Source organism: Microbacterium sp. F2E, assembly GCF_020905435.1.
GTDB lineage: Bacteria > Actinomycetota > Actinomycetes > Actinomycetales > Microbacteriaceae > Microbacterium > Microbacterium lacticum.
Genome location: NZ_JAJJIB010000017.1, coordinates 19,222 through 37,155 on the forward strand (window position 1 = coordinate 19,222; position 17,934 = coordinate 37,155).

18 protein-coding genes are annotated in these 17,934 nt (G+C 71.4%); 11 read left to right on the plus strand and 7 right to left on the minus strand.

What is annotated here, in order from left to right; translation table 11 throughout:
* Window positions 1-37: 37 nt before the first annotated feature.
* Both purN and LOK55_RS11840 read right to left on the minus strand, forming a co-directional pair.
* Window positions 38-670: a phosphoribosylglycinamide formyltransferase gene (gene purN, locus LOK55_RS11835; RefSeq protein WP_229935519.1), complete on the minus strand. Its 633-nt coding sequence runs from the start codon at window positions 668-670 to the stop codon at window positions 38-40.
* A 40-nt stretch (window positions 671-710) separates the two neighbouring features.
* Window positions 711-2,213 carry a DUF6350 family protein gene (locus LOK55_RS11840; RefSeq protein WP_229935520.1) on the minus strand — a complete coding sequence of 501 codons (1,503 nt, stop codon included), beginning with the start codon at window positions 2,211-2,213 and terminating at the stop codon, window positions 711-713.
* A 101-nt stretch (window positions 2,214-2,314) separates the two neighbouring features.
* On the opposite strand from LOK55_RS11840, the gene LOK55_RS11845 reads away from it, so the two are divergent.
* The 7 genes from LOK55_RS11845 to LOK55_RS11875 all read left to right on the plus strand — a co-directional run bounded on the left by LOK55_RS11845 (window position 2,315) and on the right by LOK55_RS11875 (window position 7,388).
* Complete coding sequence (locus LOK55_RS11845; protein ID WP_229935521.1) at window positions 2,315-3,772, plus strand: NCS2 family permease; 1,458 nt, start codon at window positions 2,315-2,317, stop codon at window positions 3,770-3,772.
* A 343-nt stretch (window positions 3,773-4,115) separates the two neighbouring features.
* Window positions 4,116-4,754, plus strand: a complete 639-nt coding sequence (locus LOK55_RS11850; protein WP_229935522.1) for a hypothetical protein — start codon at window positions 4,116-4,118, stop codon at window positions 4,752-4,754.
* Window positions 4,751-5,275: a hypothetical protein gene (locus LOK55_RS11855; RefSeq protein WP_196324975.1), complete on the plus strand. Its 525-nt coding sequence runs from the start codon at window positions 4,751-4,753 to the stop codon at window positions 5,273-5,275. The genes LOK55_RS11850 and LOK55_RS11855 overlap by 4 nt, the downstream gene beginning before the upstream one ends.
* Entirely contained in the window at window positions 5,272-5,856 is a 585-nt protein-coding gene (locus LOK55_RS11860; RefSeq protein WP_229935523.1) for a hypothetical protein, read from the plus strand. The genes LOK55_RS11855 and LOK55_RS11860 overlap by 4 nt, the downstream gene beginning before the upstream one ends.
* Entirely contained in the window at window positions 5,853-6,404 is a 552-nt protein-coding gene (locus tag LOK55_RS11865) for a hypothetical protein (RefSeq protein ID WP_196324977.1), read from the plus strand. The genes LOK55_RS11860 and LOK55_RS11865 overlap by 4 nt, the downstream gene beginning before the upstream one ends.
* A gap of 12 nt (window positions 6,405-6,416) precedes the next feature.
* Window positions 6,417-6,758 (plus strand): hypothetical protein, encoded by a 342-nt coding sequence (locus LOK55_RS11870; protein WP_229935524.1) that lies wholly within the window; start codon window positions 6,417-6,419, stop codon window positions 6,756-6,758.
* Window positions 6,759-6,854: 96 nt separating this feature from the next.
* Window positions 6,855-7,388, plus strand: a complete 534-nt coding sequence (locus LOK55_RS11875; protein ID WP_229935525.1) for a hypothetical protein — start codon at window positions 6,855-6,857, stop codon at window positions 7,386-7,388.
* Between the two features lie 487 nt (window positions 7,389-7,875).
* On the opposite strand, the gene sucD is transcribed toward LOK55_RS11875, so the two are convergent.
* Both sucD and sucC read right to left on the minus strand, forming a co-directional pair.
* Complete coding sequence (sucD, locus tag LOK55_RS11880) at window positions 7,876-8,778, minus strand: succinate--CoA ligase subunit alpha (protein ID WP_229935526.1); 903 nt, start codon at window positions 8,776-8,778, stop codon at window positions 7,876-7,878.
* A 33-nt stretch (window positions 8,779-8,811) separates the two neighbouring features.
* Window positions 8,812-9,978 (minus strand): ADP-forming succinate--CoA ligase subunit beta, encoded by a 1,167-nt coding sequence (gene sucC, locus LOK55_RS11885; protein ID WP_229935527.1) that lies wholly within the window; start codon window positions 9,976-9,978, stop codon window positions 8,812-8,814.
* Between the two features lie 303 nt (window positions 9,979-10,281).
* On the opposite strand from sucC, the gene LOK55_RS11890 reads away from it, so the two are divergent.
* The 3 genes from LOK55_RS11890 (at window position 10,282) to LOK55_RS11900 (ending at window position 13,410) form a co-directional block, all read left to right on the plus strand.
* Complete coding sequence (locus LOK55_RS11890) at window positions 10,282-10,959, plus strand: TetR/AcrR family transcriptional regulator (RefSeq protein WP_141378830.1); 678 nt, start codon at window positions 10,282-10,284, stop codon at window positions 10,957-10,959.
* A 112-nt stretch (window positions 10,960-11,071) separates the two neighbouring features.
* Window positions 11,072-12,208, plus strand: coding sequence for a phosphotransferase family protein (locus LOK55_RS11895; protein WP_229935528.1), 1,137 nt, complete (start codon window positions 11,072-11,074; stop codon window positions 12,206-12,208).
* A complete protein-coding gene (locus LOK55_RS11900) occupies window positions 12,208-13,410 on the plus strand; it encodes an acyl-CoA dehydrogenase family protein (protein WP_229935529.1) in 1,203 nt (400 codons plus the stop codon). Before LOK55_RS11895 ends, LOK55_RS11900 begins: the two co-directional genes overlap by 1 nt.
* Window positions 13,411-13,448: 38 nt before the next feature.
* Here LOK55_RS11900 and LOK55_RS11905 read toward each other — a convergent pair whose 3' ends face one another.
* The 3 genes from LOK55_RS11905 to LOK55_RS11915 all read right to left on the minus strand — a co-directional run bounded on the left by LOK55_RS11905 (window position 13,449) and on the right by LOK55_RS11915 (window position 16,640).
* A complete protein-coding gene (locus tag LOK55_RS11905; protein WP_229935530.1) occupies window positions 13,449-14,024 on the minus strand; it encodes a TetR/AcrR family transcriptional regulator in 576 nt (191 codons plus the stop codon).
* A 23-nt stretch (window positions 14,025-14,047) separates the two neighbouring features.
* Window positions 14,048-14,797, minus strand: coding sequence for an SDR family oxidoreductase (locus LOK55_RS11910; RefSeq protein ID WP_229935531.1), 750 nt, complete (start codon window positions 14,795-14,797; stop codon window positions 14,048-14,050).
* Window positions 14,798-14,900: 103 nt separating this feature from the next.
* The gene (locus LOK55_RS11915; RefSeq protein WP_229935532.1) at window positions 14,901-16,640 is read right to left on the minus strand and encodes an acyl-CoA dehydrogenase; all 1,740 of its coding nucleotides are present in this window, start codon (window positions 16,638-16,640) and stop codon (window positions 14,901-14,903) included.
* A 157-nt stretch (window positions 16,641-16,797) separates the two neighbouring features.
* On the opposite strand from LOK55_RS11915, the gene LOK55_RS11920 reads away from it, so the two are divergent.
* A complete protein-coding gene (locus LOK55_RS11920) occupies window positions 16,798-17,898 on the plus strand; it encodes an ATP-dependent DNA ligase (RefSeq protein ID WP_229935533.1) in 1,101 nt (366 codons plus the stop codon).
* Window positions 17,899-17,934: the final 36 nt, after the last annotated feature.

Consider the following 17,934-nt stretch of genomic DNA (forward strand, 5'->3'; position numbering starts at 1 on the left):
GGAACTCCAGTGCTCGGGTGCGCGATGCGTGAGGTGGTCAGGGGATGAGGGGGTCGGATGCCGCGGCGGCGGCTCCGGCGTCGGTGCGGTACGCGGCGAGGTCGATCTCTCCGGTCGCGATGGCGCGGACCGTCTCGATGAGCAGGCGCCGCTCGACCGGTTTGATGCGCTCGTGCAGGGTGTGCTCGGTGTCGCCGGGGAGCACCGGCACGCGCTCCTGGGCGAGGATCGGGCCCGAGTCGACGCCGCTGTCGACGACGATGACGCTCGCGCCGGTCTCTGCGATGCCCGCCGCGAGCGCGTCGCGCACGCCGTGCGCGCCGGGGAACTCGGGCAGGTACGCGGGGTGCGTGTTGATGAGCGCGGGGGCCCAGGCATCCACGAGCTCTGCCGGCAGCAGGCGCATGAGTCCGCTGAGTACGACGAGGTCGGGCGTCCACACGTCGATCTGCCGGCGCAGCTCGTCGCCCCACTCTTCGCGGGTCTCGAACTCGCGGAAGGGCACGAGCACGGTCGGCACGCCGAACGCCTCGGCGTGGGCGAAGCCGTCGGCCTGCCGGTCGGCGCCGACGACGACGATTCGTGCGGGGAATCCGGGCTCCGCGGCGGCTTCGAGCAGGGCGCGCAGGTTCGATCCCGTGCCCGAGATGAGGACGGCGACCGTGAGCACGCGGCCAGTCTACCGGCGCGCGGTCGCGGCGCCCGCCGGGTCAGTCGCGAGGTTGCTCGCCCTCGTCGGCGTCGGGTGCGCCGGCGTCGCCGCGACCGTCGTCCGTGCCGCCGGCGCGCTCGTCGCCGCGCGTCTCGGGACCGCCAAGCGAGGCGAGCGGGTCGAGGTCGGACGGGGCGAACTGCTCGGTGTCGCCGTCGCCGGAGACGTCGGACACCCAGTGCGGCAGCACCGCCGCCGGGCGCGCCGACCGTCCGTTCCCCGCGTCGGCCGCCGTCGCGCGACCCATGGTCGCGCCCGCGTGCCCCGAAGACCCGGCGTGGTCTCGCCCGTCGCCCGCCGTGCGCGTCGGGCCGAACAGGGCGATCGCGGCGCCGACGAGCAGCTCCAGTCCCACGGCGAGCGCGACGGGTCCCGGCGCCGGACCGACCTCGGCCAGCCGTCCGGGCCCGATCGAGCCGGAGGCGACGGCCGCGAGCAGCGCCGCTCCAGCCGCCCCGCCCACGACGATCGCGGCGCCCGCCGCCAATCGCGGTCCAGCGGACTCGTCGACGACCTGCCCGGCGCGGTGCAGGCGGCCGCGCGCGGCGGCGCCGGCGACGAAGCCGACCGCGACGATGAGCAGCACGCTCACGAGCATCCACGGTGTCGCGGTCTCGGGCACGATGCCGAGTGCGGGCACGCCGGGGAGGACCCCGACGTTCGTGCCCGCCGGCGAGACGGCGGTGCCGGTGCCGAGCGCGAAGCCGGGACCGGCCACGAACGCCCCGCCCCAGACGATCAGTGTCGGGAGGTATGCGAGCTGTGCGAGGGCGAGCAGCGCGCCTCCGGCGACGTCGACGTGGGATGCCTCGAACAGCGCGATCACCTGGCCGCCGCGCAGCACCGTCGCCACAGCGACGATCAGCGCGCCCGCGCCCACGAAGCCCCCGGCGGCGATGCCGATGCCGCGCGCGGCGGCCTCGGGCACACCGGCCCATCGCGGGTCGCGCTCGGCGCGCAGACGCACCGCGTCGACGAGACCGTCGTCGCCGTTCCGCCACGCCCCGACGAGCGCCCCGGCGAGGGCGGGCACCGCGAACACGGCGGTCGGGAGGAGGAGTGCCTGCCAGCCGTAGACCGCCGCGACGGGGTTGCCCGAGCTGCGCCACAGCAGCCACGCGATCACCGCCGTGACGACCGCGCCCGTCACGACCCCGACGACCCACGCGCCGGCGCGCGCCGCGCGCGCCCCCGAACGGGCGGCGAACACGGCGGTGAAGACGGTGAAGGCGAGCGGCGCCAGTGACAGCCAGAAGGTCGCCGCGTCGGCGGGGATGCCGACTGCGTTCAGGTACTCCGGCGGGAGGGTGATGCGCAGCGGCACCAGCTGGCCGAGCTGCCACAGCCGCACCGACGTCGGCCAGAGCGACGCCCAGTCGGCCCCGCCGCCGAGCCCGAACACCCACAGCACGGTGAGCGGGGCGAGGGCGGCCGCGACACCGACAGCCGCCGCGACCAGGGCGTCGACGGCGGCCAGGAGAGAGACGAGAAGGCGATTCATGCGCGTTCGACCCTACCCAGCCGAGCAGAGCGCGCCGTGCGGGCGCGCGGCGGGAGACGGAGAGCGCCCCGGCATCCACTAGCGTTTTCGCTGGAGGAATCATGTCTGAATCGCGCCCGCAGGCGACCCGCACCACCGAACCGGCGCCAGTGGGCGCCCTCGACCGCTTCTTCGAGATCACGAGGCGCGGCTCGACCGTGGGCACCGAGGTGCGCGGCGGCCTCGTCACCTTCGTGGCGATGGCCTACATCGTGGTGCTGAACCCGATCATCCTGTCGGGCAAGGAGGACATCGCCGGCAACACCCTCGCGTTCGGCGCCGTCGGCGCGGTGACCGCCCTGACCGCCGGTGTCATGACGATCCTGTTCGGGCTCGTCACGCGCCTGCCGTTCGGGTTCGCGGCGGGTCTCGGCATCAACGCGTTCCTGGCATTCAGCGTCATCCACGAGGTCACCTGGCCCGAGGCCATGGCCCTCGTCGTCATCAACGGTGTGATCATCGTGCTGCTGGCGGCCACCGGACTGCGGAAGATGATCTTCGACGCCGTGCCCGTGCAGCTGAAGCTCGCGATCACCGTCGGCATCGGACTGTTCATCGCCTTCATCGGGTTCATCAACTCGGGCTTCGTCACCGCGACCGGCTCGAACTCGCCGCCCGTGGGACTCGGTATCGGCGGCTCGGTGGCATCCGTTCCCACCCTGCTGTTCGTCATCACGCTGATCCTCACGTCGGTGCTCGTGGCACTCAAGCTCAAGGGCGGGATGCTCATCGGCCTGATCGTCGGCACCGTGCTCGCCGTGATCGCCGAGGCGATCTGGCACCTCGGCTCGGCCGTCGACCACCCGGGCGGGTGGGGACTCACGATCCCGGCGCTCACCGGATCGCCGGTGAGCGTGCCCGACCTCAGCCTCGTCGGCGCCGTCGACTTCTCGTTCGATTTCGCCAAGGTCGGCTTCGTCACGCTGCTCATGCTCGTGTTCACCCTCGTCTTCTCGAACTTCTTCGACGCCATGGGCACCATGACCGGCCTCGCGAAAGAAGCCGGCCTCGCCGACGAGAAGGGCGACTTCCCGCGCATCAAGTCCGCGCTGATCGTCGAGGGTGTCGGCGCGATCGCCGGTGGCGCGACCTCGTCGTCGTCGAACACGGTGTTCATCGAGTCGGGCGCCGGCATCGGCGAGGGTGCGCGCACGGGCCTCGCGAACGTCGTCACGGGTCTCGTGTTCCTCCTCGCGATGTTCTTCACCCCGCTCACCTCGATCGTGCCGACCGAGGTCGCCGCGGCGGCGCTCGTGATCGTCGGAGCGATGATGATGGCGCAGATCAAGAACATCGACCTCACCGACTTCCGCGTGCTCATGCCGGTGTTCCTCACGATCACCGTCATGCCCATGACCTACTCGATCGCGAACGGCATCGGCGCGGGCTTCGTCAGCTGGGTGCTGCTGCACGCGTTCTCCGGCCGCGCGAAGACCATCAGCCCGCTGCTGTGGATCGTCGCCGCCGGGTTCGTGATCTTCTTCGCCCGCGGACCGATCGAGATGGCGCTCGGCGGCTGAGCGCAGCTCGCCGAGAACGCGCGCAAGGTCGCCGATCGGCCCGCGTCGCTGCAGAACCGGTATGACGAGGCATCCGCCGCACTCGACTCCTTCGCGAACGACCTCGAGAGCGCGCAGCGCGAGGCGCAGACGCTCGTCTCCGAGCATGCGGATGCCGCGCACGCCGAAGGCAGCTATGAGCGACAGATCGAGTACTACCGCGAGCAGCGCGCGACCACGACCGACCCGATCGAGGCGGCCGACATCAACCGGCACCTGCTCACCCTGGGTCGCCAGCGCGACGGCCAGTCCGCTCAGGCCGCCGCCGCGCAAGATCACGCTCGCGCTGTCGCTGCTGAGCTTCGTGTTCCCGGTGCTCGCGCCGTTCGCCCTCGCGGCGGCGGCGCTCACCGCCGGGGTGGGGCTCGTGCTCGCCGCGACGGGTCAGATGTCGTGGCTCGAGTTCGGCGTCGACCTGCTCGCCGTCGCGACCATGGGCGTCGGCGCCGCGGCATCCCGCACGATCGCCGGCGTGATGACGGCGCTGAAGGGCACGCGCGTCGCGCGGCTCGCAGCGCAGGGCTCGCCAAACGCGCTGCGGGTCGTGACGGGCAGCTTCAACGGCGTGCTCAAGGGCCGCGTCGCGGTCAAGCTCGGCCCGCTGACCGTGAAGAACGCCCCCCGCTGGCTGGAGGCGTACAGCGCGAAGGGCATCACCAACGCGCACTTCCTGCGGGTCGTGCAGTCCGCCAAGGCCGGTGCGGGCGGTCCCCTCGACGACATCCTGCTCGGCATCGGTAAGCAGGAGATGGCGAAGCTCCGCCTCGCCGGCACGGTCAACCTCGTCGCGAGCCAGACCGACAAGCTGTTCAGCACGTACGCGCCGACACTCATGAACGTCCTCCCCGAAACGGTGACCGACGTGGTTCCGGACGGCGTGCGCGACTTCCTCGCCGACGGCGATTCGCTCCACCGGGCGACCACCTGGAGAATCGGTTCGTGAGCACCCGAAACAGCAAGGCCTCTGCGGCTCGCCGCATCGCCTTCCTCGACGACTGGCCCGGCTACCTGGGTTGGACGTTCGTGGCCGCGATCGTGCTCACGGTGCTCTTCGGCATCGTGCCGTTCATCGTCGTCGCCGTCATCGGACTCGGTCAGGGCACCATACCGTCGTCGGATGCCGGGGGCATCTACGGCACCGGGCCGGGGTACCCGCTGTTCCAGCCGCCGTTCTGGCTGCTGTGGATCCCCGCGGTCCTCACCCTCGTGCTCTCGGTCGGGACGATCCCGATGCGATCGAAGCTCGACTCGTTCGTGTTCAGCGTCCGCGGAGACCTCGCCGTGTTCGCGTTCGTCGGGTTCGTGCAGACGATCGCCGCCGCCGGCGCGTTCGGCGGACCGCAGGCCGTGACACTGCTGTGGGCGTCACTCGTGTGGCTCGTCGCAGTCGCACTGTTCGCGGTGCGCGGTCTCGTCGACCTGGTCGGTCAGGCGTTCGGCTCACCGGCGCGGCGGCCACGGTGACCACCACCCCCACACGGCGGCTGCCGACCCTCATCCTTCCGCCCGGATGGGTGCATCTGCCGGTGCTCGATGACAATGCGCCCACTGCCGCGCGGACGCTCGCTCCCCTCGCGGCGCGCGGCCCGCGCGACAGCGTCACGCCGTACGTGCGCGAAGCCGAGCGCTCCCTGGTGGTGACGCTCGATGAGGCTCGCGATGCCGGCTCGTTCGCGGTCGCACTGCCGCTCGGGCTGCCCGCACTGGTGCCGGTGTCGACCGCGATCGCCCTGCGCTTCCTCGACCCCGCCGGGGGGACGGCCGCGCTGCCCGAAACGGGCGAGAGCGTGCAGACGGATGCCGGAGCCGCACGCTGCAGGATCGTCGATGCGGCACCCGTCGATGCCGACGCCGACGAGGTCGTCCTGCTGCGCACGATCGACTACACGTGGCTGCACGACGGCCGGTATCTGCTCGCGTTCGCGTCGATCTCGGGGCTGCCGGGCCCGGACTATCGGCCGATCACCGACGCGATGACGCTCCTCGTGACGACCATGCTCGACGCGCTGACCTGGCCGACTGCCGACGGGGAGGTGTCGTCATGACGCTGCAGGTGGACTTCGACCGGGATCTGTGGGTGTACGTCCCGACGGACTGGCCGTGGGAGCAGTTCGCGACCCTCGAACAGTGGAGGGATGCACTCGTGCGCGCCCTGGGGGACGCATACGGCTACGACGAGCCGATGCGCGAGTGGCTCGCCGCGACGCTCGACGGCCTCTCTCGCGGCGCCGATCCAGAGGAGCACCGGTTCGCATATCTGGCGCGACCGCATGAGGTGATCGGGATCGCGAGCATCTACGAACTCGAGGCCGCTCCCGAGACGTCTCTCGACGAGTTGCTCGGCGTCGAGGACGACGCCGTGGCTCGCCCGGTCGAGGGGCAGACGTTCGTGGGCGGCCGACTCGGCGACGGGCACACCGCGACGCGCCACGTCATCGACGAGGACGGCGCGATCAACGTCGTCGCCCACTGGGTGTGGCGTCTGCCGGATCGCGACGTGGTCATGATCGTCGGCGACTTCGACCTCGCACGATTCGAGACGCTGCGCGCCGACTACGAGGCCCTCGCTCGGGCCATCGGAACAGCCGACTGAGAGGACGAGAACATGGCGAAGCACTTGAGGGTCGACCTAGACCAGGTCGACATGGTGTCGACGAATCTGCACTCGATCGTCCAGAGGCTCGAGTCCGCGCAGGCGGATGCCGATCAGCTGGCCTCCGCGATCCCCGTCGAGGAACTCGCCGACGCGAGCACCGACTTCGCGGGCAAGTGGGACGACAGGCGCAAGAAGCTCATCGAGCAGGTCGCCTCGCTCCAGAAGGAGGCGCAGACCGTCGTCGACGCATTCACGCAGGTGGATTCGGAACTCGCCGACGCACTGACCCGTCCCGCGCAGGCTGCGCCTGCGGCCGGTCACGGCGGCCACGGCGGCCCGGCGGCCTACTGATCCGCAGACGACGAAGGGGTCGGGTGCCCGGCATCCGACCCCTTCGCGTGTTCGCGCTCAGAGCGCGGCGATGATCTCGCTCGGTAGGCTCGAGCGGTGACACGCCACCGAGATCCCGAGATCGCCGCCGAATGGATCCGCGGCGCCTTCGGTTGGATCGTGATCACGTTCGTGGCGATCCTCGCGATACCCGTGCTGATCGTCGCCGGCGTCGGCTTCGCGCAGGGCACCCTTCCGCCTGGCGAAGCGGGCGGGATCTTCGGCACCGGCCCGGCGTATCCGATCTTCACTCCTCCACTCTGGCTGCTGTGGATTCCCGCGCTCGGCGCTCTCGCCCTCAGCGTCGCGACGTGGCGGTACCCCGGTCAGTTCATGGACTCAATCTTCTCGGCCCGCTGGGATCTCGGGATGATCTCGTTCGCCGGCGCCCTGATGACCCTCGGCGCGGCTGTGGCGTTCGGCGCACCGTACCTCGGCATCGTGCTCGCGGCGGTCGTCCCGTGGACGCTCGCATTTCTGGTCGTGCTCTCTCGCGGCGTGTGGGACGGCGTCGTCGAAGCCGTCCGCGCCTTCTGGCCCGCCGGCAGCGACTCGCGCGGTTCGTCGCGCGGCACGAGGAGGGCGGGGTAGGCGCCGCAGGGCTCCGGCGCCCGGAGAAATCCCGCACCGCCATCGATCGCTGGGCCGGGACAGCTGCTTTGTGATCGATGGTGCTCGTGGTAACCCTCGACCTCGGGCCGCAGATTCGATCGGCATTGTCGGGCTCCTCCGCGCCCACGTGCCCGCGGACGGCGTCCTCAGCAGGTCGGAGTCCGATCTTCCAGCCGCCGTTCTTGCTCCTCTGGATCCCCGCACTTCTCATGCTCGCCGCAGCCGTCCTCTCGTCGAGGCAAGGGATCCCCCGTCCCTCACCGCGACGCGCCGCACGAACCCCGCAAGATCCTGCGTACTCCGCACTCGATACCGCGTTCGGGTGCGGAGTTGGTGGTTTTCTGCGGAGTTGGTGCGCGGTGCGGGCGCGGCGCCGTCAGGGACGGAGATGCCGCCAGAAACGGCGAGAGGGGGTGGATGCCTCGGCATCCAGCCCCTCTCGTGCGGTCTGTTCCGCCCCGTGCGATTAGAGCGCGGCGATGACCTCGCGCATGAGCGCGGCGGTCTCGGACGGGGTCTTTCCGACCTTGACGCCGGCGGCCTCGAGGGCCTCCTTCTTGGCCTGCGCGGTGCCCGCAGAGCCCGAGACGATCGCACCGGCGTGGCCCATCGTCTTGCCCTCGGGGGCGGTGAAGCCGGCGACGTAGCCGACGACGGGCTTCGTCACGTGCGCCTTGATGTAGTCGGCTGCGCGCTCCTCGGCGTCGCCGCCGATCTCGCCGATCATGACGATCGCCTTCGTGTCGGGGTCGGCCTCGAACGCCTCGAGCGCGTCGATGTGCGTCGTGCCGATGATCGGGTCGCCGCCGATGCCGATCGCGGTCGAGAAGCCGAGGTCGCGCAGCTCGAACATCATCTGGTAGGTCAGCGTGCCCGACTTCGAGACGAGACCGATCGGGCCCTTGCCGGTGATGTTCGCGGGCGTGATGCCCACGAGCGCCTCGCCGGGGGTGATGATGCCGGGGCAGTTCGGGCCGATGATGCGGGTCTTGTTGCCCTTCGAGGTCGCGTACGCCCACGCCTCCGCCGTGTCACCGACGGGCACGCCCTCGGTGATGACGACGAGGAGCGGAATGTCCGTGTCGATGGCCTCGATCATCGCGTCCTTCGTGAACGCGGGCGGCACGAAGGCGATCGACACGTCGGCGCCCGTCGCCTCGATCGCCTCGGCGACCGACGCGAAGACGGGGAGATCGACGGCGTTGCCGTCCTTGTCGGTGTGCGAGACGGTGGTGCCCGCCTTGCGCGCGTTGACGCCGCCGACGACGTTCGTGCCCGCCTTCAGCATCAGCGCCGTGTGCTTGGTGCCCTCGCCGCCGGTGATGCCCTGGACGATGACCTTGGAGTCCTTGTTGAGATAGATCGACATAGTCCTAGTTCCTTGAAATCCGGATGCCGCAGATCAGGCGTTCGCCAGCTCGGCGGCCTTGTCGGCGCCGGCGTCCATCGTGTCGGCGAGGGTGACGAGGGGGTTGTTCGCGGCCGCGAGGATCGCGCGGCCCTCCTCGACCTGGTTGCCGTCGAGGCGCACGACGAGGGGCTTCGTGGCGGTGTCGCCGAGGATCTCGAGGGCCTTGACGATGCCCTCCGCGACCGCGACGCACGAGGTGATGCCGCCGAAGACGTTGACGAAGACGCTCTTGACCTGCTCGTCGCCGAGGATCACGTCGAGGCCCGCGGCCATGACGGTCGCCGAGGCGCCGCCGCCGATGTCGAGGAAGTTGGCGGGCTTGACGCCGCCGTGGTTCTCGCCGGCGTAGGCGACGACGTCGAGGGTCGACATCACGAGGCCCGCACCGTTGCCGATGATGCCCACCTGGCCGTCGAGCTTGACGTAGTTGAGGCCGGATGCCTTCGCCTTCGCCTCGAGCGGGTCGGCGGCGTCCTTGTCTTCGAGCAGCTCGTGCTCGGGGTGGCGCACCTCGGTGGCGTTGTCGTCGAGGGTGACCTTGCCGTCGAGGGCGATGATGTTGCCCGAGGCATCCTGGATCAGCGGGTTCACCTCGACGAGGGTCGCCCCCTCGCCGGTGTAGACGTTGTAGAGCTTGACGAAGACATCGGCGACCTTGGGCGCGAGCTCGTCGTCGAAGCCGCCGGCCTTCGCGATCTCGAGGGCCTTCGCCTCGTCGATGCCGGTGAGCGGGTTCACCTCGACCTTGGCGAGGGCGTCGGGGCGCTCGACCGCGAGCTCCTCGATCTCCATGCCGCCCTCGACGCTCGCGAGCGACAGGTACGAGCGGTTCGACCGGTCGAGCAGCACCGAGAAGTAGAACTCCTTCTCGATCTGCGCACCGGCGGCGACCATCACGCGCTTGACGACGTGGCCCTTGATGTCGAGCCCGAGGATCGCCTTCGCGGCCTCGTAGGCCTCGTCGGGGGTCTTCGCGACCTTCACGCCGCCGGCCTTGCCGCGACCGCCGGTCTTGACCTGGGCCTTGACGACGACGACACCGCCGAGCTTCTCGGCCGCCGCCTTCGCCTCCTCAGGGGTGTCGGCGATGATGCCGGCGAGTACCGGCACCTCGTACTTCTCGAACAGGTCACGTGCCTGGTATTCGTAGAGATCCACGCGCAATCCTCCGCTGGGCGTCTGTGGTTTTTTCGGGGTGTCCGATGCCGAAGATGTCTCGATGTCGAGAGATCGACCAATCCCCCAGCCTAATACGTGCGCCTGAGTGCCCGGGACCGGCCCGGCGCGGCGCCGGTCTGGCCCCGGCGTGGGTCTGGTCCCGGCGTGGGTCTTGGCGTGGGTCCCGGTGCGGGTCCTCAACCGTCGGACCGGTGGTGCTGGTGTCGTCTCGGGGGCATCCGGAGTGCACACCCGCCCCACCGGTCCGACGACCGGCGGCCGGACGGCGACTAGGCTCGGCGCATGACCGACGTCGCCCCCACCACCGCCCGCAACGCCGTCGTCTCGGCCGCGCTCGACCTGTTCGTCGCCCAGGGGTTCGAGGCGACATCGGTCGAGCAGATCGCGCAGGCGGCGGGCGTCTCGCGCTCGACCTTCTTCCGCCAGTTCGGCGGCAAGGACGACGTCGTCTTCAGCGACCACGACGTGCTCCTCGCGCAGCTGCGCACCTTCCTCGAGGCCGCGCGGCGCGACCCGCGCGAGAATCCGTGGGCGGCCGCGGCGGCGGCATCCGTCGAGGTGTTCCGCCACTTCGCGGCCGACCCCGAGCTCGCCCGCCGCCGCTACGCCGTCGTGCGGCAGGTGCCGGCGCTGCGCGAGCGCGAGATCGTGACGGTGTTCCAGTACGAGCGCCTGTTCGACGACTACCTGCGTCAGGCGCTGCCCGGGCTCGACCCGATCGACGCGGTCGCCTTCTCGGCCGCCGTCACCGCCGTGCACAACCACGTGTTGCGGCGGCTGCTGCGCGGCACCGACGACATCCCCGAGTCGGTGTTGACGGATGCCTATGACCGCCTGATGCACCGCTTCGGCGTGCACCCCGACGGCGAGGACACCCGAGGCGACGACGTCGTCGTCGCGACGTTCCCCCGGCGCATGCCGACCGCCGAGGTCGCCCGCCGCCTCCGCGACGCGCTGTAGCCACCGCGCCGCGGCGGGGCGATGCCGGGCGGGATCGGCGGCTTGGCGACATACCGACCATTCGGTATGCTCGGTACCAGCGGCGCATGACGTGTCGCGGGAGGGGTCGACGATGACCGACGTTCCAGGGCTCGACGTCGCGGGGCTCGCCGCGTGGATCGACCGCGTACACCCCGAACTCTCGCCCGAGCCCGACCACGACGCCAACGCCGACCCCGAACCCGACGCCCCCGCCGCCCGACGGGCAGACGGCAGCGGGATTACGGCGGCCGTGATCGAGGGTGGACGCAGCAACCTCACCTACCGGATCGAGGGGACGCGGCGACCCCTCATCCTGCGGCGGCCGCCGCTCGGGCACGTGCTCTCCAGCGCCCACGACATGCGCCGCGAGCATCGCGTCATCTCGGCGCTCGGCGGCTCCGCGGTGCCCGTGCCGGTCGCCGTCGACATCGTCGATGACACCGACACCCGCGAGGTCACCGGCACCCCGTTCTTCGTCATGGAGCGCGCGCCCGGGCGTGTGCTGGCCCGACCCGCCGACAACGCCGGCTTCACCCCCGCGGCGCTGCACCGGCTGGGGATCTCGCTCGCCGCGCACCTCGCCGATCTGCACGCGGTCGATCCCGACTCCGTCGGCCTCGGCGACTTCGGGCGACCCGACGGGTACCTCGAACGGCAACTGCGCACGTGGCGGCGGCAGCTCGACGCGTCACGCTCGCGCGAGACGCCCACCCTCGACGCGCTGCAGGCAGCGCTCGAGGGCGACGTGCCGGCATCCGGCCGCCCGGCGATCGTGCACGGCGACTACCGTCTCGACAACGCGCTCGTGGTCGGCGGGCGCGACGACGCGCACGTCTCGGCGATCCTCGACTGGGAGATGGCGACGCTCGGCGACCCGCTCGTCGACCTCGGCATGTTCGCGCTCTACTGGACCATCGGCGACCTCGCGGGCGACGACGGAGACGCTGACGGCGCCGCCAACCCGGTCCTCTCGGCCGCCGTCCCGAGCGCCGTCGACCCCGCCGCCGGCTACCCCGACCTCGACGAACTGGTCGACGCGTACGCCGCGCGCGCGGGCATCGCCGTGCCGGCACTCAACTGGTATCGCGCGTTCGCCGCGTACAAGCTCGCCGTCATCCTCGAGGGCATCCACTACCGCTTCCGCGCCGGCGACACCGTCGGCGCGGGCTTCGATCGCATGGGCGGGCTCGTCGAGCCGCTCGCCCGCCGAGGACTGGAGGCACGCTGATGGACTTCTCGTTCGATGAGCAGACGACCGCACTGATCGCGAAGGCGCGCCGCTTCGTCGACGAGCGCGTGCTCCCCGCCGAGCCCGTGCTCGACGCGCAGCTCGCGCAGTCTCCGGAGGAATGGACGGTGCGCCCCATCGTGCGCGACCTGCAGCGCGAGGCGCGAGCGGAGGGCCTGTGGAACCTGTTCCTCCCCGGTGCGCACGGCGCGGGCCTCACGAACCTGCAGTACGCCCCCGTCGCCGAGGTCACCGGCTGGTCGACCCGCCTCGCTCCCCCGGCGTTCAACTGCGCGGCCCCCGACACCGGCAACATGGAGGTGCTGAACGACTTCGGCACGCCGGAGCAGAAGGATGCCTGGCTGCGCCCGCTGCTGGATGCCGAGATCCGTTCTGCCTTCTGCATGACCGAGCCCGACGTCGCCTCGTCCGACGCGACGAACATCGCGACGCGGATCCGTCGCGACGGTCGCGACTACGTCGTCTCCGGCCGCAAGTGGTGGTCGACCGGGGCCATGAACCCCGACGCGAAGATCTTCATCGTGATGGGCAAGACCGACCCGGATGCCGACCGGCACCGCCAGCAGTCGATGATCCTCGTGCCGCGGGATACCCCGGGCGTGCGGATCGTGCGCCCGCTCACTGTGTTCGGCTACGACGATCGCGACCACGGCGGCCACGCCGAGATCGTGTTCGACGACGTGCGCGTGCCCGCCGCGAACCTCATCTGCGGCGAGGGCGACGGGTTCGCGATCGCGCAGGCGCGGCTCGGCCCGGGGCGCATCCACCACTGCATGCGGGCGCTCGGCACCGGCGAGCGCGCGCTCGCCCTGATGATCGAGCGGGCGGGCGACCGGCACGCGTTCGGGCGCCCGCTCGCCGACCAGGGCGTCATCCGCGAGTGGATCGCCGAGGCCCGCATCACGCTCGAGTCGCTGCGCCTGCTCGTGCTCAAGACCGCATGGCTCATGGACACCGTCGGCAACCGGAAGGCGATGACCGAGATCCAGGCGATCAAGATCGCCGTGCCGCGCGCCGTACAGCAGATCCTCGACCGCGCGATCCAGGTGCACGGCGGTGCGGGCGTGTCGAGCGACACCCCGCTGGCCGAGATGTACGCCGGCCTCCGCTCGCTGCGCCTCGCCGACGGACCCGACGAAGTGCACCTGAGCAGCCTGGGCCGCGCACAGCTGAAGGAGTGACCGCGCCCGGCCGCGCCCGCCCCCGGCCCGCCCGCCGTTCAGGCGCGCAGGCTCGCGAGGTACAGCTCGGTGAGCTGCGCGGCGACGAGACCCTTGCTCTCGGGGCCGCCGGACGAGTACCAGTGCGAGAGGTAGTGCACGTCGCTGAAGAAGTGCGCGACGAGCACGGCGAGCGGGACGTCGGTGCGGTACCGCCCCTCCCGCTGCCCCCGCTCGAGGAGCGCCGCGAACACGTCGTGGTACTCGCGGCGACGGCGCACGACCTCCCGCCCCCGTTCGGGGGTGAGCAGGTGCTGACTCTGGAAGAAGACCGCCCCCTCGCGGAGCTGGTCGATCGAGGTCTTGACGACGTCGATGCAGGCGGCGCGCAGGATCTCGTCCACATCGCCGCCGCGGGCGACGATCTCGTCGAGGTGCGCCTTCTGCAGGGTCAGGAGCGAGTCGTAGATGCCGAAGAGCAGGTCGTCCTTCGAGTCGAAGTAGTGGTACATGGCGCCCTTCGTGACGCCCGCGGCATCCACGATCTGCTGCACGCTCGTCGTCGCGTAGCCCTGCTCGGCGAACAGCTCGACGGCGGCGCGCCGGAGGTCGTCGGCGACCCGCGAATCTCTCATACGTCCATCTTCGCGCGGACGCGTCACATCAGCGGACGGATGCCGGCGCCACCGTCGATCGCCAGGGTCTGACCGGTCACCCACGCGGCGTCGGCGGACAGGAGGAAGGCGACCGGACCCGCGACGTCGTCGGGCTCGCCGAGACGCGCGAGCGGATACGCGGCCGACACCTCGGCCTCGTGGCCCTCGTAGAGCGCGCGGGCGAAGGCGGTCTTGATGACGGCGGGAGCGACGGCGTTGACCCGGATGCCCGGCGCGAGCTCGAACGCGAGCTGCGCCGTGAGGTTGATGAGCGCCGCCTTCGAGACGCCGTACATGCCGATGCCGGGGCTCGCGCCGACCCCGGCGACCGAGGCGATGTTGACGATCGAGCGGGTGAGTCCCGCCGCGACGGCGTCGCGCGACCACTCCAGCGCCGCGACGACGTTGACCTCGAGGATCTTCCGCGCCGCCGCGACGTCGACGCTCGCGAGCGGTCCGTACACCGGGTTGATGCCCGTGTTGTTGACGAGGTGGTCAAGCCGGCCGTGCGTCCGGGCGACGTGCGCGAACACCTCGGCGCGATGCACCGGGTCATCCGCCGCGCCCGCGACCGCCGTGGCGGCGGGTCCAAGCTGCGCGGCGGCGGCCTCGAGCGGCTCGCGGCGGCGACCCGTGAGGATGACGCGGCCGCCCTCGGCGACCAGACGCACGGCGATCGCGAGTCCGATCCCGCGGCTTGAGCCCGTGACGATCGTCACCGTGTGCGCGAACCGTGCCCCGGCATCCGCCATTATGCTCCTCCTCGAGCGTCATACCGTCCAGTCGGTATGCCCGACTGTAGCATGCGACGCTCGCGCGGCGGCGCGCACGCCGCGGCCGGCGGATGCCGGCGGGTCAGGCGGTCTCGCCGGAGGCGACCGTCTCGGCGAGGGCGTGCACGCGGGGCAGGTGGTGCGCACCGTAGAAGTCGGCGAGGGTGAGGCGCGCGGCGTCCTCGGCGGCGGGGGCCTCGTGCGCGGCGACGGCGACGACGGCGAGCGCGTGCATCCAGCCGCCGGCGAGCACCCCGAGCAGCATCAGGTACGGCACGCTGACGGCGTGCGCGTCGCGCGGCGACGACCCGAAGCCGACGACGTCGGCGGTCGCCCGGCGGGCGGATGCCACGGCACGCTCGAGCCGGTCGGCGGTGCGCGCCGCGACCTCGCCCGCCCCACCCGCCCCGACTCCGCGGAGCGCGGCGACGGTCTCGTCGATCTGGGCGAACAGCGTCTCGGCGGTGGCGCCCTCGTTGCGGATCACCTTGCGGCCGATGAGGTCGTTCGACTGGATCGCCGTCGTGCCTTCGTAGATCGTCATGATGCGCGCGTCGCGGTAGTGCTGCGCGGCGCCGGTCTCCTCGATGAAGCCCATGCCGCCGTGCACCTGGATCGCGTCGCTCGTCAGCGCGACGGCGTCTTCGGTGGCCCAGCCCTTGAGGATCGGCACGAAGAACTCGGCGAACGCGAGGTCGGCGGCGTCCTCGGATGCCTCGGCGCGGTCGAACAGGTCGCCGACATATACCCCGAGTGCGCGCATCGCGAACACGTCGCTGCGGATCGAGAGCAGCAGACGCCGCACATCGGGGTGCTCCGCGATCGGCGCGTCGCCGCCGCGCTCGAGCACGCGGCCCTGCATGCGGTCAGCGGCATATGCCTCGGCCTGCTGGAGGGCGCGGTCGGCGATGCCGGTCGCCTGGAAGCCCATCCCGATGCGCGCCGAGTTCATCATCACGAACATGCCGGCAAGCCCGCCGCCGACCTCGCCGACGAGGTAGCCCGTGGCGTCCTCGTAGGAGAGCACGCACGTCGGCGACCCGTGGATGCCGAGCTTGTGCTCGATCGCGACGGTCTCGACGCCGTTGCGATCGCCGAGCGAGCCATCGGCATTGACGAGGTACTTCGGCGCGACGAACAGCGACAGTCCCTTGGCGCCCTCGGGGGCGCCGGGCGTGCGCGCGAGCACGAGGTGCACGATGTTCTCGGCAACGTCGTGGTCGCCCCACGTGATGAAGATCTTCTGGCCCTTGATCGACCACGACCCGTCGTCGCGGGGCGTCGCGGTCGTGCGGATCGCGCCGAGGTCGGTGCCGGCGGCCGGCTCGGTGAGGTTCATCGTGCCGGTCCACTCGCCCGAGACGAGCTTGGCGAGGTAGATCTCGCGCAGTTCGTCCGACGCCGCGGCATCCAGGGCGTGGATCTGTCCCGCGCTCAGCAGCCAGCACAGCGCGAACGCCGCGTTCGAGGCGTTCCAGATCTCGCCGAGGCCCGCGCGGATCGAACCGGGCAGCCCGTCGCCGCCGGCGGAGGCGGGCGCCTCGGCAGTGACCCAGCCGGCCTCGACGAAGGCGGCGTACGCCTCGGCGAATCCGTCGGGCAGATGCACCTGGCCGTCGACGAGGCGCGCACCCTCGCGGTCGCCGACCTGTTCGAGGGGCGCGAGGACGGATGCCGCGAACTCGCCCGCTCCCGCGATGATGTCGGCTCCGTCGTCAGCGGTGAGCTCGCCGCCGGTCGCGCGCGCGACGATGTCGGTGCCGAACGCCTCGCGATAGAGGAAGGCGTAGTCGGCGACGGGCGGCTGGTAGTCGGTGGCCATGGCGGGATCCTCGCTGAGACGGCCGGGCGATTGCCCGAGATGAGACTAAAGCCCAGTGTAGATGAAACCCAGTGTCACGTCGCGGCCGATGCTGCGATCGCCCGTCGCGGCGCTCACCCCCTCGCCCAGACAAGGAGCGCGGGCCAGGATGGAGCGCATGGCATACGCGATCCCCGCACCGATGCTGGCCAAGGCCGTGCCCGCGATCCCCGACCCCGCGAAGACGCCCGGCGGGCTCTCGTTCGAGCCGAAGTGGGACGGGTTCCGTGCGCTCGTGTCGTGGGACGGCAGCGACGTGATCATCGGCTCGCGGGGCGCGAAGCCGCTGACGCGCTACTTCCCCGAGCTCGTCGAGGCGCTCGCGGCGCTCCTGCCGGAGCCCTGCCTGCTCGACGGCGAGATCGTCCTCGCCCGCTCGGCGACGAACGGCACAGCGGACAACGGTACCGACGACGGCGCCGCCCCGGCTCGCCTCTCGTGGGAGGCGCTGTCGCAGCGCATCCACCCCGCCGAATCGCGAGTGCAGCAGCTCAGCCGCACCGACCCGGCGCAGTTCGTCGCCTTCGACCTGCTCGCTCGCGGCGAGCGCGACCTCATGCCGGAACCGTTCGCGGTGCGCCGCCGCGAACTCGAGGAGCTGATGCGAGGCATCCGGCCCTCCCCCGGCGCCGCCGCCTCGCTGCACCTCACGCGCACGACGACCGACCCGGCCCTCGCCGCCCGCTGGCTCGCGCTGTTCGAGGGCGCGGGGCTCGACGGCGTCGTCGCCAAGCCGCTGGCGGAGCCGTACGCCCCGGGCAGGCGCACCATGCTGAAGATCAAGCACCATCGCACGGCCGACGTCGTCGCCCTCGGCTACCGCGTGCACAAGAGCGGCGCCGGCGTCGGCTCGCTGCTCGTCGGGCTGTACGGCGACGACGGACGGCTGCACCACGTCGGCGGGGTCTCCGCGTTCAGCGCCGCACGCCGCCTCGCGCTCGTCGACGAGCTCGCTCCGCTCGTCGAGACGGATGCCTCGGGCGCGGCCGTGCACGGCGACGGCGAGCGCTCCCGGTTCACGGCGGCGGGGAAGGACACGAGCTTCGTGCGGCTGCGACCCGAGCGGGTGCTCGAGGTGCGCTACGACCAGCTCGAGGGCAGCCGCTTTCGGCACACCGTGCAGTTCGAGCGGTGGCGGCCCGACCGCGACCCTCGATCGTGCACCTTCGCGCAGCTCGAGACCGTACCCGCATACGACCTCGCCGACGTGCTCGACTGACGCCGCACGCACAACGAGCCCGCATCGGCGCCGGAC

Coding starts and splice junctions, on each gene's coding strand:
- LOK55_RS11840 (WP_229935520.1), bottom strand. CDS start 2,213: ATGAATCGCCTTCTCGTCTCTCTCCTGGCCGCCGTCGACGCCCTGGTC.
- LOK55_RS11845 (WP_229935521.1), top strand. CDS start 2,315: ATGTCTGAATCGCGCCCGCAGGCGACCCGCACCACCGAACCGGCGCCA.
- LOK55_RS11865 (WP_196324977.1), top strand. CDS start 5,853: ATGACGCTGCAGGTGGACTTCGACCGGGATCTGTGGGTGTACGTCCCG.
- LOK55_RS11870 (WP_229935524.1), top strand. CDS start 6,417: ATGGCGAAGCACTTGAGGGTCGACCTAGACCAGGTCGACATGGTGTCG.
- sucD (WP_229935526.1), bottom strand. CDS start 8,778: ATGTCGATCTATCTCAACAAGGACTCCAAGGTCATCGTCCAGGGCATC.
- LOK55_RS11890 (WP_141378830.1), top strand. CDS start 10,282: ATGACCGACGTCGCCCCCACCACCGCCCGCAACGCCGTCGTCTCGGCC.
- LOK55_RS11895 (WP_229935528.1), top strand. CDS start 11,072: ATGACCGACGTTCCAGGGCTCGACGTCGCGGGGCTCGCCGCGTGGATC.
- LOK55_RS11900 (WP_229935529.1), top strand. CDS start 12,208: ATGGACTTCTCGTTCGATGAGCAGACGACCGCACTGATCGCGAAGGCG.
- LOK55_RS11905 (WP_229935530.1), bottom strand. CDS start 14,024: ATGAGAGATTCGCGGGTCGCCGACGACCTCCGGCGCGCCGCCGTCGAG.
- LOK55_RS11910 (WP_229935531.1), bottom strand. CDS start 14,797: ATGGCGGATGCCGGGGCACGGTTCGCGCACACGGTGACGATCGTCACG.
- LOK55_RS11915 (WP_229935532.1), bottom strand. CDS start 16,640: ATGGCCACCGACTACCAGCCGCCCGTCGCCGACTACGCCTTCCTCTAT.
- LOK55_RS11920 (WP_229935533.1), top strand. CDS start 16,798: ATGGCATACGCGATCCCCGCACCGATGCTGGCCAAGGCCGTGCCCGCG.